The organism is Ruania albidiflava DSM 18029, from assembly GCF_000421225.1.
GTDB lineage: Bacteria > Actinomycetota > Actinomycetes > Actinomycetales > Beutenbergiaceae > Ruania > Ruania albidiflava.
The window spans coordinates 59,114-73,581 of record NZ_ATWL01000015.1; the positions used below are offsets into that span (position 1 = coordinate 59,114).

Genomic DNA, 14,468 nt, shown 5'->3' on the forward strand with positions numbered 1-14,468 from the left:
CACAACCGGCCGCAGGCCCCGGTCATTCCCGGAGCGAGCACCCAGGATCTCAGCGCGCGGGCACGTTGGCCAGGTGCTGCGCCAGGTAGCGCCCGGTGCTGCTCCGCTGGTCGCCGATGAGCTGCTCCGGGGTCCCGGTGGCGACGATCCGGCCGCCATCGGCCCCGCCACCCGGGCCCAGATCGATGATGTGGTCCGCGTTGGCGATCACGTCGAGGTCGTGCTCGATCACCACCACGGTGCCGTCCTGGTCCAGGAGCCGCTGCAGGACGCCGAGCAGCACCCGCACGTCCAACGGGTGCAGACCGACCGTAGGTTCGTCGAACACGAACAGGGAGTGCTGCTGCCGGCGGCCCAGCTCGGAGATGAGCTTCAGGCGCTGCGCCTCCCCGCCGGACAGGGTCGGGGTGGCCTCGCCGAGAGTCAGGTACCCGAGGCCGACGTCACCCAGCGCGTCCAGCCGGGTGCGCACCTTGGGCAGGTCACCGACATGTTCGACAGCCTCCGACACCGTCATCGCCAGCAGATCAGGCAGCGAGAGCGCACCCGTGCCCGCTGCCGACGGGCGACGGTGGTCGGCCGCAGCGGGCCCGTACCGCAGACCGTTGCAGTCCGGGCAGACCAGGTCCACGTCCGGCAGGAACTGCACGTCCAGGGTGATCTGCCCGGTGCCCTCGCAGCGCGGGCAGCGCAGCGACCCGGTGTTGTAGGAGAAGTCACCGGCGCCAAGGTTGGCGGCGCGGGCGGAGTCCAACCGGGCGTAGGTGCGGCGCAGCTGGTCGAGCACACCGGAGTAGGTGGCCACCGTGGAGCGGACGTTGATGCCGATCGGGGTGGCGTCCACCACGTTCACCCGCCCGATCCCGCCTCGGTCCACCCCGGTGACGTGCGCTGGCACGGAGGCTGCGCCGTCATCGGTGAGAGCCGGCACGAGACTGTCCAGCACGAGCGTGGTCTTCCCGGACCCGGACACGCCGGTGACCACGGTGAGCCGGCCTCGAGGGATGGCCACGTCCAGGGCGTGCACGGTGTGCACCGGTGCGGTCTGCAGCCGGATGGCCCCTCGGTCGAACGTCTCCTCGGCCCGGGCCGGGGTGCGCACCAGGACCTGCTCGCGGCCGTTGAGGAAGCCGGCGATGAGCGAGGCGTCGTTGCCGTCCAGGTCCGCGGGGGTTCCGGTGGCCACGATGGTGCCGCCGTCCCGGCCGGAGCCGGGGCCCACCTCGATCAGGTGGTCCGCGCGGCGCAGCACCATCGGGTCGTGATCGACCAGCACCACCGAGTTCCCTTCGGCCAGCAGGTCCTCGATGACCCCCTGCAGGCCGGTGATGTTCGACGGGTGCAGTCCGATCGAAGGTTCGTCCAGGACGTAGAGCACGCCGGTGGTCTCGTTGCGCACCGCCCGGGCCAGCTGCACCCGCTGCCGCTCCCCGGTGGACAGGCTCGAGCCGGCCCGGTCCAGGGCGAGGTAGCCCAGGCCCAGGTCGAGCAGCCGACGGGCCGTGGCCTGCAGCGTGCGGACGAGCACGTCGGCCATCGGGCGCAGCTCGCGCGGGAGCGTTCCGGGCACTGTCTGGGCCCAGGTGCTGAGGTCCGTCAGGGTCATCGCGGTGACATCGGCGAGGTTCAGCCGGTCGATCTGCGGCGCCCGGGCCGCCGGGGAGAGCCGGGTGCCGTGACAGCTGGGGCAGGTGTGCTCGGTGAGGAAGCGGCTCACACGAGCCAACCGCCGACCATCGGTGGCCCGGCGCAGCTCCTCTGTCACGGTCAGGCGTGCGTTGCGAAAGGTGAAGTCGAGCTCGTGCAGCCCCTTCTTCGAGGTGACCGTGATGTGCTTCTTCTCCTCCGGCCCAGCCAGGACGACCTGCTTCTCCTCCTCGGTCAGCTCCCGCCAGGGCACGTCGGTGCGCACGCCGAGCTCACGAGCGATCTGCGGTTGCACGTTGAACCCGAACATCTGCCACGGGATCACCGTGCCCTCCTCCAGGCTCAGGCCCGGGTCCCGGATCAGCGTCGCATCGTCCACCTCCCGCACGGTGCCGGTGCCCTGGCAGGTGGGGCAGGCCCCGCCGGAGTTGAAGGCGAGGTCCTCCGCACCGGGTGCGAAGAAGGTGGCACCGCACTCGGGGCAGCGGATCGGCTCCTCTGCGGCGACCTTCAGCGTCGGCTCGTTCCGGTGGCCGTTCGGGCACTGGTGTGCGGCCAGCCGGGAGAACATCAACCGCACCACGTTCAACAGCTCGGTGGCGGTGCCGAACGTGGACCGCACCCCCGGCACCCCCGGCCGCTGCCGGAGCGCGAGCGCCGCTGGGACGTGTCGCACCCGGTCCACCGCGGCCCGGGGCGCCTGTGCCATCCGGCGGCGGGTGTAGGTGGACAGCGCCTCGATGTACCGGCGCGAGCCCTCGGCGTACAGCACGCCCATCGCCAGCGACGACTTGCCCGACCCGGAGACACCGGCGAGGGCCACCAGCGCGCCGAGCGGGACGTCCACGTCCACGTTCTTCAGGTTGTGCACGCGCGCGCCGCGCACCTGGATCACGGCGGGCTGCTCGTGGCGGTCGGCGTCCATCGTGCGGTCCTCCAGGCGGGTGAGCGGCGAGCTGCTGACCAACCTACGCCCCGGTGAACCGGGCTACGCCGGGGACGCTGCGCCGTCGACGCGTTCGGGGTGGGCGTAGATGTTCATCGACTCCCCGCGCAGGAAACCGACCAGGGTGAGGCCCGCCTCCTCGGCCAGGTCGACCGCGAGCGAGGACGCCGCCGAGACCGCGGTCAGTACCGGGATGCCTGCCATCACCGCCTTCTGCGCGAGCTCGAAGCTGGCCCGGCCGGAGACCTGCAGCACCGTCCCGGTCAGCGGCAGGTCGTTGTTCAGCAGCGCCCAGCCGACCACCTTGTCCACCGCGTTGTGCCGCCCGACGTCCTCGCGGAGCACCAGCAGCTCACCGGTGGCCGCCTCGAACAGGCCCGCGGCGTGCAGGCCTCCGGTCTTGTCGAACACGGCCTGGTGATCGCGCAGCGTCTCCGGCAGGGTGGCCAGCAGTGCGGGGGTGACCCGGGTGGTGTCGGCGGCCACGTCGTAGGCGGAGACGGTGCGCACCGCCTCGATGCTGCGCTTGCCGCACAGGCCGCAGGAGCTGGTGGTGTAGAACGCGCGCGCTGCTTCCGGTGGGGGCGGGGCGATACCGGGCGCCAGGGCGATGTCGAGCACGTTGTAGGTGTTCTCCCCACCGCCGGTCCCCGGACCGCCGCAGTGGATCGCGGTGTGGAAGTGCTCCCCGCGGGCGACGATGCCCTCAGAGACGAGGAAACCGGCCGCCAGCTCCACGTCCTGCCCCGGGGTGCGCATAGTGACCGCGAGCGGCTCCCCGGAGACCCGGATCTCCAGCGGCTCCTCCACTGCGAGGGTGTCCTGACGACGGCGCGGCTCGTGATCGACGGTGACCCTCACCACCGTGCGGCGCGTGGTGATGCGACCCATGGCAGCGACGGTACACCGGCCTTGACAGCCCGGACAGCCCAGCAGGAGGCTCGTCGCACGATGACACGACGCACCCGGACCGCCAGCCACTGGGGTTCCTACTGGGTCACCACCGACGGCGGTGAGGTCACCGGGGTCGAACCGGTCGCCCAGGACCCCTCCCCTTCGGCGATCGGGGACAACTTCCGCGGCACGCTGCGCGGGCGGACCCGGATCACCCGGCCCGCGGTGCGCGAGGGTTGGTTGCGAGACGGTCCCGGCGCCCCCGGCCGGGGCAGCGACGGCTACGTGGAGGTCGCCTGGGAGAAGGCGATCGCGCTGGTCGCCGGGGAGATCGATCGGGTGCGCTCCGCGCACGGCAACAGCGCCATCTACGGCAGCTCCTACGGCTGGGGCAGTGCCGGACGGTTCCACCACGCCCAGTCCCAGCTGCACCGGTTCCTGAACACGGTGGGGGGCTACACCCGGTCGGTGACGAACTACTCCTTCGCGGCCGAGGCGGTGCTGCTCCCCCACGTGGTCGGCGACCGGGACTGGCTGGTGCAACGTGCCCCCCGCTGGTCCCAGGTGGAGACCGACGGCCAGTACGTGCTCGCCTTCGGCGGCCTGCCGCGCAGCACCGCTCAGGTGAGCTCCGGCGGCGTAGGTGCGCACGTGAGCACCGACTGGCAGGTGCGATGTGCCCGCGCCGGGGTGCAGTTCACCATCGTGACCCCCAGCCGCACAGACTCCAGCGCTGACCTGGCCGCCGAGTGGCTGCCGGCCCGGCCCGGCACCGATGTGGCCCTGATGCTCGGCCTGTGCCACGAGCTGCTGGTCACTGGCCGCTACGACCGGGACTTCCTCGAGCGCTGCTGCACCGGCTTCGAGCAGGTGCGCGCCTACCTGCTCGGCGAGCAGGACGGGGCGGCGAAGACCGCGGCCTGGGCGGCGGAGATCTGTGACCTGCCCGAAGCCGCGATCCGGCAGATCGCCGACCGGATCGCCACGATGCGCACCCTGGTGACGGTCACCTGGTCGATGCAGCGCCAGCAGCACGGAGAGATGAGCTACTGGGCGGCGATCACCCTGGCCGCGATGAGCGGCTCGATGGGCCGCCCGGGCGGCGGCTTCAGTCCCGGGGTGTCCTCGATGCACAGCGCGCACGTGTACCGCACCGTCTCTGCGCTGGCGGCGCTGCCGCAGGGGCAGAACCCGGTGCCGGACTTCATCCCGGTCGCCCGGCTCAACGACATGCTCCTGCACCCGGGGGAAGAGTTCGACTTCGACGGCGGCCGGTACCGCTACCCGGAGATCCGGCTGGTCTACTGGGCCGGCGGCAACCCGTTCCACCACCACCAGGACCTGAACACGCTGCTGCGCGCCTGGCGGGCACCGGACACCGTGGTGGTGCACGAGCCGTACTGGAACGCGATGGCCAAGCACGCCGACATCGTGATCCCGGTGGCCACCGCACTGGAGCGAGAGGACATCGCTTTCGGGGCCGGGGACCGGTGGGTGAGCTACTGCGAGCCCGCCGCCAGGGGTCGGCACCGACTACGAGGTGTTCACTGCCCTGGCCCAGCGGCTCGGCGTGGCCGAGGCGTTCACCGAGAGCCGGGACGCCGCCGCCTGGGTGCGCGAGCTGTACCGGCGCAGCATAACCAGGTGCGCCGACCTGGGCGTGGCCCTGCCACCCTGGGAGGAGCTGGTGGCAGCCGGGGCGGTGGAGCTGCCGCTGGACTGGGACGAGCCGGTGGCGTTCTCCGAGCTGCGTGCCGACCCGGCGGCACACCCGCTGGCCACCCCGTCCGGGAAGGTGGAGCTGTACTCGGCCACGATCGCCGGCTTCGACTACCCGGACTGTCCCGGGCAGGCCACCTGGCTGGAACCTGCCGAGTGGCTCGGTGCGGCCGACCGGTACCGGCTGCACCTGCTCTCCCCGCAACCGGCTGGGATGCTGCACAGCCAGCTGGACCACGGCCCGGAGAGCCGGCGGCACAAGATCCAGGACCGCACCGCCGTCGAGATGAACCCCCAGGACGCGCGCGAGCGCGGACTGGCCGAGGCAGAGGTGGTGGAGGTCTACAACGACCGCGGCCGCTGCCTGGCCGGGGTACGACTGAACCCCGACCTGCGCCCCGGGGTGGTGCAGCTACCGACCGGTTCCTGGTATGACCCGCTCCAGCCGGGGCACGTCGGCACGCTGGACAAGCACGGCCACCCGAACGTGCTCACCTCGGACCGGCCCACCTCCCACCTGGCGCAGGGTCCTACTGCGCACACGTGTCTGGTGGAGGTGCGCCGCTGGCAGGGGCCGGTGCCGCCGGTGACCGCGCACGAACCGCCGGTGCTCCGGCAGAGCGCACCGCCGGCCCGCCCGGGCGCACCGGCACCCCAACCTGGTGTCTCACCGCAGCGCTAGAGGCCCACCCCGCTGAGCACGTTCACCGTCAGGAGCGCGGTCAGGCCCGCCAGGACCACGAACCGCAGCATCAGCACGCCCACGGACGATTCGCTCCACATGTCGTTCTGCCTCCTTCGTCCTCCAGCCGCGCGGGTACGCGGACCGGTCTCACACTGAGTACGACCGCGCGGGTGCGGTTCTGTCACGCGAGACCGCACAGGAGTTTCCGCGCCCCTGCACGAGACCTGCACGCACATCGCCGTGTGGCGGCCGACCGGCACGTATCCTGGAGACGTCCCACCACCCAGCTGAGAGGTGCCGCCGATGGAGCGCAGGCTCGTGATCACCGCCGACGACCTGGGCGTCGACGAGGACACGAACGCGACCATCATCGACCTGCTCCGCGACGGGCTCGTCTCGGCGACCACGCTGATCCCGGTGGCCGCGGCTGCGCAGGACGCCGTGCGCCGTGTGCTGGAGGCCGGCCTGCCAGCACCGCGGCTGCACCTGACCCTCTCCTCTGCCCGGGAGATGGCACCCTGGCGTCCACTCGCCCCGGGAGTGCGGTCGCTCACCGGACCGGACGGTACGTTCTCGGTGGATGCGGGTCTGGCCGAGCGGCGCGCCTCGTTGGCGGACCTGGCCACCGAGCTACGGGCCCAGCTGCGGTGGATGCACGAGGCGGGCCTGCACCCGGCCGGGCTGGACTCTCACTCCGGGACGCTCTACGGGTTGCGCGGGCGGTCGCTGGCCGCTGCCGCCGTGGACTTCTGCGCCGACCACCAGCTGGACTTCCGGCTGCCGCGCACGCTCGCCCGCCCGCTCGGTCTGGCGGTACGCGGCCTGCGCCGGGCGCACCGCAACGCCGTGGAACGGGCCGACGCGCTGCGGGTGCGGCTGCCGGAGTCGCTGGTCAGCTCCTGGCTGCCGGGCCGGATGGTGCTCAGCTACGGTCAGCTGCGCGCCGAGGTGCTGCACCAGCTGCGTCAGCTTCCGGCCGGCACCTCGGAGCTGCTGCTGCACCCTGCGCCTGCGTCTGTGGCGCAGTGGATGCCGACCGCCGAGGCGCGCAAGCGGCGCTGGGAGCTGCGGCTGCTGCGCGACGACGCCTTCCACCGGGCACTGCGCCGGGCCGCCATCGACGTGGTGCCCGCCTGGTGACCGGCGCGGACCCGCCCGCGCCGCCGCCGCTCCCACCTCGCAAGGTCAATGAAGATCGGGTACGGGTGCCCGATCCTTCGTGACGTTGCGGGCCGTGCCCTGGCGTGCTGAGTCCACCAGGTTGCTGCGCGGGATCGACTGCCCGTCCGCGACCGCCTGGGCCCACTGCTCGGCGGTGGCCACAGCGGCCAGGTGGGAGTGCAGCAGGGTGAGCAGCTGGGTGTGCAGGGCCTCAGCCTGGACCTGACCGGCGGCGTTGGCCAGGTGCACCGCCCCGGTGGCATCGGCGAGCACCTCCACAGCGAGTCCGAGGGGCTCGGCGTCAGCGGCGGAGGCGAGCACGCAGTTGTTGGTCATGTACCCGACCAGCGTGACCGTGTCGACGTCGCGCTCGGCCAACCAGTCGGCCAGCCCGGTGCCGGCGAACACGCTGGAGTGGTGCTTGACCTGGTGCCGGTCGGCTCGGCCGGTGCGGGCCTGGACCTCCGGGTGCAGTGCGTACCCGGGCGTACCTGGGGCAAACGCGGGCTCTCCCGCGGACGACTCGTGCTGCACCACCACAGTGGGTATCCCGGCCGCTGCGGCCAGGTCCATCGCGCGCAGCACGGCGGCCACGGACTCCTCCCGCGGCGGGTGCTGCACCGGCAGCGCACCGTGGAAGTACTCCTGCTGCACATCGATCACGATCAGGGCTCGGCGTGGGGTGGTCACTGTAGTTCTCCTGGATATCGGGGATGACGACGGCGGAGCGCCGGGTCACCCCTATCGTCGCCAGCCGGTCCGGGCTACTGTGAGTGGCACAGATGCACATCTTCGATGGAATCGAGCCATGATGCGGGTTGCCGTGCACGCCTTTGACGGGATGACGATGTTCCACCTCGCCGTACCGCTGCTGGTGTTCGGCGAGGTGCAGCGGCTGCAGCTGGCCGACGACTGGCAGGTGCAGGTGTGGACCGAGGACGCTCGCCCGATCCGCACCTCGGAAGGGCTCACGGTGGGCGAGACCAGCGGTCCGGAGGCCGTGGAGTCCGCGGACCTGCTCGTCTTCCCCTCCTGGCCAGAGCACCTGCCGGAGCCCGAGGAGCCGTTCCTGGACCGCATCCGCCGCGCGCACGCGCGCGGAGCCGGCGTCGCCGGCCTGTGCCTGGGCGCCTTCCCGGTGGTGGCGAGCGGACTGCTCGACGGACGCTCCGCCGTCACGCACTGGACCGCGGCCGAGCAGCTGGCGGCGCGCTACCCGCAGGTGCGCGTGCAGGCTGCAGCGCTATACCTGGACCACGGCGACGTGCTCACCTCGGCCGGAACCGCCTCTGGGCTGGACGCCTGCCTGCACCTGGTGCGCGCCCGCCTGGGCGCCGAGGCCGCGGCGACCCTCGCCCGGCAGATCGTGATCGCCCCGCATCGAGAGGGCGGGCAGGCGCAGTACATCGACCGGCCGGTGCACCAGCTGGGTCGCGACGACGTGCTCGGGCCCACGATCGAGTGGGCGCTGGCTCACCTGGACCGTCGGCTGTCCGTGGCCGACCTGGCCGCGCGGGCACAGATGAGCAAGCGCAGCTTCGTCCGGCACTTCCAGCAGGCCACCGGAACCAGCCCGGCCCGGTGGGTGCTGGCCCGCCGGCTGGACGAGGCACGCCGCCTGCTGGAGACCACCGACCGCAGCATCGCCCAGGTCGCCAGCCTGTGCGGGTTCGCCAGCCCGGTCACGTTCCGGCAGAACTTCGTGGCCGCCTACGCCACCACGCCCTCCTCCTACCGGCAGCGGTTCGCCGAGCGCGCGGCCTGACCGGTGGATCGGCCGGCAGGAGACGACAACGCCGGGTCAGGACCTGGACCCGGCGATGCGGTCCGGGAGGTCGGTGGCGCCGCCGGGCGGACCGCGGTGGAACCTTGGCGACGGGTACGGGTGCCCGTTCCGGGCGGGTGATCACCTATGTCCAGCGCAGCGCTCGCAACGTCAATAGGGATCGGTCACCCGTGCCCGATCTTGCGTGACCTTGTCGCGAGCAGCGCACCGGCGCCGGCTCAGCTCCCGGGGTCCGGTACGGGTGCGATGCGCTGCAGCAGCCGGGCGAGCTCGTCGCGCTCGGCGACGTTCAGGTCGGCGACGGTGAGCTCCTCGGCAGCGCGGATCTGCGGCCGCAGCGTTCCGGTTGCTCTCCGCCCTCGTTCGGAGAGGTGCACGAGCACGCGACGGCGGTCGCCGCTGTCCGCGTTGCGGTAGATCAGCGCCCGGCTCACCAGCCGGTCGACCACCCGGGTCAGCGTGGCACCACTGGTCCCCGTGGCCGCCCCCAGGACTGTCATCGTGCACGGCCCGGCGTCGTGCAGGTAGTCCAGGACGCTCCACTGGTCCACGGACAGGCCTTCCTCTGCAAGGACCGTCCCGATGGCTCGGTTCACGCGGCCTGCCACCAGGGTGAGGAGTCGGGCATCTACCGTCCGCGGTGCGGAATGCGCGGACGAGTTCGTTGCGGCCCCGACCATCGTGTCCTTCCCAAGCGGTGACCGATGTCCTACCTTGGTCACATCCCTTTCAGATGAAAATACTATCTGATGTGCCCCGTGGTGGTTCGCATGAACGTGCAGTCAGCGAGTCGGGACGGTCTGGAGAGCGTCGATCCAGACGCCATCCGGATCGGTCTGGCCATTCCGCTCCAAGGGCCGGGCGGGATCTTCGGCCCGTCCTGCGAGGCCGTGTCCGAGCTCTTCCGCCAGCAGGTGAACGAGGCCGGCCTGCTCGGACGACCCGTCGAGCTGGAGGTCATCGATGCGGGCCAGCCGCCTGAGAAGGTCGCACATACCGTGCGCGAGCTGATGGACGGCGGTCGCATCGATGCCCTGACCGGCTGGCACATCTCCTCCGTTCGTGAGGCGGTCGCTCCCATCACCCAGAAGCGCATCCCGTACGTGTACACGTCGCTGTATGAAGGTGGTGAGTCACGACCTGGTGTCTTCTGCGCTGGAGAGACTCCCGGGCAGCAGGTCGGCCCGGCGTTGGCATGGCTCCGCGACACCTACAACCTGCGGCGCTGGCACATCGTGGGCTCGGACTACATCTGGCCGCGCCGTTCCGCCCGCGCCGCCTCTCGTTACGCCCGCGCACTCGGCCTCGAGGTGCTCAGCACGTCTTTGACCCGGTTTGACGCGGTCGACTTTGCCGGCACGTTGGACCGGATCGAGCGCGGACCGCAGGCCGACGGCGTGCTGATGTTCCTGGTCGGCCAGGATGCTGTGCTCTTCAACCGAGAGTTCGCCGGTCGCGGCCTGGATGGTGAATTGGCGCGCCTGACACCACTGATGGGGGAGAACATGCTGCTGGCCTCCGGGCCGGGTGCGATCAGGAACCTGTACGTGGCCGCCGGCTACTTCCGCTCGCTGCCCACTGGCAGCTCGCTCGACTTCGTCGGCGCCTACACCGATGCCTTCGGCCCCGAAGCACCGCTCCTGAACAACCAGGGCGAGTCCTGCTACGAGGGCCTGCAGCTGCTGGCCGCACTGTTCACCGCAGCTCAGGACACGTCGATCGAGGCAGTGCTGGGCGTAGCAGAGGGCCTGGGCTATGACGGGCCCCGGGGAGCGATGGAGCTCCGGTCCGGGCACCTCCGACAGGAGGTCTACCTCGCGCAGGCGGACCTCACAGACTTTGACGTGATCACCGCGCTGCGCTAGTCGGATCAGCGGCACAGCTCTGGGCCCGGACCGGCCGGTACGCCTCCGGTTGCGCTTACTTCCATTTGGAAATATTCTACTTGAAACCAATGGAGGTGTCTCGTGCCGACCTATACCTACGCGTGCGCGCGCTGCGGAACGTTCGAGCTGGTGCGCAGCATCGCGCGCCGCACAGACCCAGCACACTGCCCGGGCTGCGACCGGCTCGGTGCACGGGTATTCACCAGCCCGCACCTGAGCCGGCTCGACCCGTCGCTGGACCGCGCGGTGACGAGCGCCGGGCTCAGCAGTGAACGCCCGAAGGTCACCCGGCACGTACCGCCGGCTGCGCGACCAGCCCCTTCTGCCCGCCCGGGTCATCCCGCCCTGCCGAGACCCTGACCCATGTCCGCTGTCGGCCTCGTGTACGTCGGAGCCGTTCTCGTCGTCAACGGTCTTCTGCTCCTGGGCTGGCTCACACCGCGCGAGGCCGGCCCGCTCAACCTCTTCGTCGGCGGCCTCCAGGTCATCACGCCGACCTACCTCATCTTCGTCGCCGCCGGCGATCCGGACGCGATCTTCGCAGCCTCGGGCATCTACCTGTTCGGCTTCACCTATCTGTGGGTCGGCATCAACGCCGTCAAGGACTACAGCAACCGCGGCTTCGGGTGGTTCGCGCTCCTGGTCGCGCTGTGCACAGTGGTCTACGCCGCAGACAGCTTCTTACGAGCTGACGACGCCGGCTTCGGCGTGATCTGGCTGCTGTGGGGGGTGCTGTGGTTCCTGTTCTTCCTCGTCCTCGGGCTCGAGCGAGCGACGCTCGGCCCAGCAACAGGGGTCTACACCGTGGTGACCGGTGTCATCACCACCGTGGCGGCGATGATGACGCTCCTCGGCGGGTGGGAGGGCGGATGGGGGATCGCGATCGTCATCGCTGGCGTCGGCCTGCTTGCGCTGGTCGTGGCCGCACCGGCCGCACGGGCATTCACCGCACCGGTCAAGGAGGTGGTCGACTGACCCCGCCCCACGCGCACACAGCCAGCACTCCCTCTTCAACCTCTACACAGATTGGTGAGTTTCATGCCCGAAGTGATCTTCAGCGTCGATCAGTCCAAGTCCATGACCGACCAGGCGGTACCCGGTCATAACCGCTGGCACCCGGACATCCCGGCGGCTGCGAGCATCAAACCCGGTTCGACCGTGCGTATCGAGTGCAAGGAGTGGACCAACGGTCAGATCGGCAACAACGACTCCGCCAACGACGTGCGTGATGTGAATCTCGACTTCAACCACATGCTCTCCGGCCCGTTCGCCATCGAGGGCGCCGAGCCTGGTGACCTGCTTGTGGTGGACATCGTGGACATCGGCCCGGTCCCCCAGGCGCGGGGCGACAACTGCGGCGAAGGCTGGGGCTACTCCGGCATCTTCGCCAAGGTGAACGGTGGCGGCTTCCTGACCGACTACTACCCGGACGCCTACAAGGCGGTCTGGGACTTCCGTGGCCAGGAGTGCTCCTCCCGCCACATTCCCGGCGTGCGCTACACCGGGATCCAGCACCCGGGCCTGGCGGGCACCGCACCCTCGCCGGAGCTCCTCGCACAGTGGCACCGCAGGGAACAAGCCCTGATCGATACCGACCCGCAACGGGTTCCGCCGCTGGCCATCCCGCCAACCGTTGCCGGCACGCTCGCCGGGACCGCCAGCGACGAGGTCGCCGAAAAGGTGGCCCGGGAAGGCGCCCGCACAGTTCCACCGCGTGAGCACGGCGGAAACATGGACATCATGAACTTCACCCGCGGCAGCCGGGTCTTCTACCCGGTCTACGTCGACAGTGCGAAGTTCTCCATCGGCGACCTGCACTTCAGCCAGGGTGATGGCGAGATCAACTTCTGCGGCGCGATCGAGATGGGCGGCTTCGTCGATCTGCACGTCGATGTGATCAAGGGTGGGATGGAGACCTACGGGGTCACGCACAACCGATCTTCATGCCGAGCCGGGTCGAGCCGGTGTACTCCGAGTGGTTGACCTTCACCGGGATCTCGGTGGACCACCGGGACGACACCAACCTGTACATGGACGCCACCGAGGCCTACCGCAATGCGTGCCTGAACGCGATCGCCTACCTGGAGAAGTGGGGCTACACCGGCGAGCAGGCCTACCTGATCCTGGGCACCTCACCGATCCAGGGCCGGCTGAGCAGCGTCGTCGACATCCCGAACGCCTGCTGCACCGTCTTCCTGCCGACGGAGATCTTCGACTTCGAGATCCGCCCGGGAGGCGACGGACCGGTGAAGCAAGACCGCGGCCAGGTCGCAGTCACCTCCTGACCGGCCCACCGCGCTGCCTGCCCGGGAAGCACTCCGGGCAGGCAGCGTCGGCACCCAGGGTCCGCAGGTCCGAGGACCGCGATCCTCAACCGGGTCCGCGTGCCTACGCCTCGCTCTGCACCACCTCGAAGCCCATGACGGCGACGCTCACTGGTCTACCTTCTTTGTGTCAGCGTTCTCCGATAGGGCGTTGATGCACCCGAGGTGCCACCAGGCCATCGCCCTGCTCGCTCGACGCGGTTGATGTCCAGCATGAGATTTGCGGGGTCTGGTGGTTGCCCCGGGCGTGTGGACCGTCGACAGGGCTGAGCGCCACCGAGCGCCGATCAGTGAGCGAACCGGCAGACACGTCCGGGCACCAACGGCACAAGAGGGTGCCTCCCCACTGGGACTAGCAGCGAGGAGGCTGACATGAAGTCTGCCACCAGCACCACCCTGCCCGAAACCCCGCTCAACGACGTCACCGCCGGGATCGACTGGGCCCGTGATGACCACGCCGTGGCCATCGTCGATGCTCGCGGCCGCGAGATCGGGCGCACCATGGTCGAACACACGGCCGCCGGCCTGCGCGAGCTCGTGGCGTTCCTGGCCCGCCACGGCGCCGCGGAGGTCGCCATCGAACGCCCCGACGGACCAGTCATCGACACCCTCCTGAGCGCCGAGCTGACCGTGGTGGTGATCAGCCCGAACCAGGTCAAGAACCTGCGCTCCCGATATGGCTCGGCCGGCAACAAGGACGATCGCTTCGATGCCTTCGTGCTGGCCGACACGCTGCGCACCGACCGGCCCCGCCTGCGCATCCTGCAACCCGACACCCCACCCACAGTGGCCCTGCGCCGGGCCTGCCGAGCCCGCAAGGACCTGGTGGCTCACCGGGTCGCGGCCGCCAACCAGCTGCGCGCCCACCTGCGAAACGTCTTCCCCGGGGCGGTGGGCCTGTTCGCCGACCTCGACTCCGAGATCTCCCTGGCGTTCCTGACCCGGTTCACCACCCAAGACCAGGCCGACTGGCTCACCTGAACCGCACTGGGTTTGATGGAGACTCGGGTTATTGGATTCCGACCAGGGGTTGGTCGGTCCGTTGGGCAGCATAGTGTGCCTGCTCGTACTCGGCCGGGGGTAGGTCGCCGAGGTAGCCGTGTAGGCGTTCGGTGTTGTGCCAGTGCACCCAGCTCAACGTCGCGAGTTCCACGTCTTCGACGCTCTTCCAGGGGCCGAGCTGATCGCGGATCGGGCCGCGGATCAGCTCGGCCTTGTAGTAGCCGTTCGTCGTCTCGGCGAGGGCGTTGTCGTAGCTGTCGCCGACGGTCCCAATCGAGGGGGTGGCACCGATTTCCGCGAGCCGTTCCCCGTAGCGCAGGGAGGTGAACTGGCTGCCCGCATCACTGTGACACCGGAGCCCGTCCAGGTGGGTGCCGCGGGAGGCGCGGGCCATCTCGATCGCATCGAGGACCATCTG

12 protein-coding genes and 2 pseudogenes are annotated in these 14,468 nt (G+C 70.3%); 9 read left to right on the forward strand and 5 right to left on the reverse strand.

All coding sequences use genetic code 11. From position 1 onward, the window contains the following. Positions 1–49: 49 nt before the first annotated feature. The gene (locus K338_RS0115470) at positions 50–2,572 is read right to left on the reverse strand and encodes an excinuclease ABC subunit UvrA (RefSeq protein ID WP_022919075.1); all 2,523 of its coding nucleotides are present in this window, start codon (positions 2,570–2,572) and stop codon (positions 50–52) included. Positions 2,573–2,635: 63 nt separating this feature from the next. Beyond that, positions 2,636–3,484 (reverse strand): formate dehydrogenase accessory sulfurtransferase FdhD, encoded by an 849-nt coding sequence (gene fdhD, locus K338_RS0115475; RefSeq protein WP_022919076.1) that lies wholly within the window; start codon positions 3,482–3,484, stop codon positions 2,636–2,638. Between the two features lie 60 nt (positions 3,485–3,544). On the opposite strand from fdhD, the pseudogene K338_RS26265 reads away from it, so the two are divergent. From K338_RS26265 to K338_RS0115490, 3 genes and pseudogenes are all read left to right on the forward strand, one after another. Then, positions 3,545–4,948 (forward strand): annotated as a pseudogene (locus tag K338_RS26265) (molybdopterin-dependent oxidoreductase); the annotation flags it as partial. Between the two features lie 472 nt (positions 4,949–5,420). Further along, entirely contained in the window at positions 5,421–5,888 is a 468-nt protein-coding gene (locus tag K338_RS26270) for a molybdopterin dinucleotide binding domain-containing protein (RefSeq protein ID WP_245542988.1), read from the forward strand. 306 nt (positions 5,889–6,194) lie between these two features. Further along, positions 6,195–7,031 (forward strand): carbohydrate deacetylase, encoded by an 837-nt coding sequence (locus tag K338_RS0115490; protein WP_022919077.1) that lies wholly within the window; start codon positions 6,195–6,197, stop codon positions 7,029–7,031. A 45-nt stretch (positions 7,032–7,076) separates the two neighbouring features. Here the strand turns inward: K338_RS0115490 and K338_RS23195 are convergent, their stop codons facing one another. Next, positions 7,077–7,742, reverse strand: coding sequence for an isochorismatase family protein (locus K338_RS23195; RefSeq protein ID WP_022919078.1), 666 nt, complete (start codon positions 7,740–7,742; stop codon positions 7,077–7,079). Positions 7,743–7,860: 118 nt separating this feature from the next. On the opposite strand from K338_RS23195, the gene K338_RS0115500 reads away from it, so the two are divergent. Then, the gene (locus K338_RS0115500; protein WP_022919079.1) at positions 7,861–8,817 is read left to right on the forward strand and encodes a GlxA family transcriptional regulator; all 957 of its coding nucleotides are present in this window, start codon (positions 7,861–7,863) and stop codon (positions 8,815–8,817) included. A 239-nt stretch (positions 8,818–9,056) separates the two neighbouring features. On the opposite strand, the gene K338_RS0115505 is transcribed toward K338_RS0115500, so the two are convergent. Further along, positions 9,057–9,434: a MarR family winged helix-turn-helix transcriptional regulator gene (locus tag K338_RS0115505; protein ID WP_027286912.1), complete on the reverse strand. Its 378-nt coding sequence runs from the start codon at positions 9,432–9,434 to the stop codon at positions 9,057–9,059. 174 nt (positions 9,435–9,608) lie between these two features. Between K338_RS0115505 and K338_RS0115510 the strand changes: the two genes are divergently transcribed. The 5 genes and pseudogenes from K338_RS0115510 to K338_RS23210 all read left to right on the forward strand — a co-directional run bounded on the left by K338_RS0115510 (position 9,609) and on the right by K338_RS23210 (position 14,029). Beyond that, entirely contained in the window at positions 9,609–10,703 is a 1,095-nt protein-coding gene (locus tag K338_RS0115510; RefSeq protein WP_022919081.1) for a substrate-binding domain-containing protein, read from the forward strand. A gap of 102 nt (positions 10,704–10,805) precedes the next feature. After that, entirely contained in the window at positions 10,806–11,084 is a 279-nt protein-coding gene (locus K338_RS26650; RefSeq protein ID WP_027286914.1) for a zinc ribbon domain-containing protein, read from the forward strand. 3 nt (positions 11,085–11,087) lie between these two features. Beyond that, positions 11,088–11,699: an AmiS/UreI family transporter gene (locus K338_RS23200; RefSeq protein ID WP_022919082.1), complete on the forward strand. Its 612-nt coding sequence runs from the start codon at positions 11,088–11,090 to the stop codon at positions 11,697–11,699. 63 nt (positions 11,700–11,762) lie between these two features. After that, positions 11,763–13,009 (forward strand): annotated as a pseudogene (fmdA, locus tag K338_RS23205) (formamidase). 411 nt (positions 13,010–13,420) lie between these two features. Beyond that, positions 13,421–14,029, forward strand: coding sequence for an IS110 family transposase (locus K338_RS23210; RefSeq protein WP_022919083.1), 609 nt, complete (start codon positions 13,421–13,423; stop codon positions 14,027–14,029). 28 nt (positions 14,030–14,057) lie between these two features. On the opposite strand, the gene K338_RS0115535 is transcribed toward K338_RS23210, so the two are convergent. Beyond that, the coding region (locus tag K338_RS0115535; RefSeq protein ID WP_022919084.1) for an IS3 family transposase at positions 14,058–14,468 on the reverse strand (411 nt) is incomplete at its 5' end.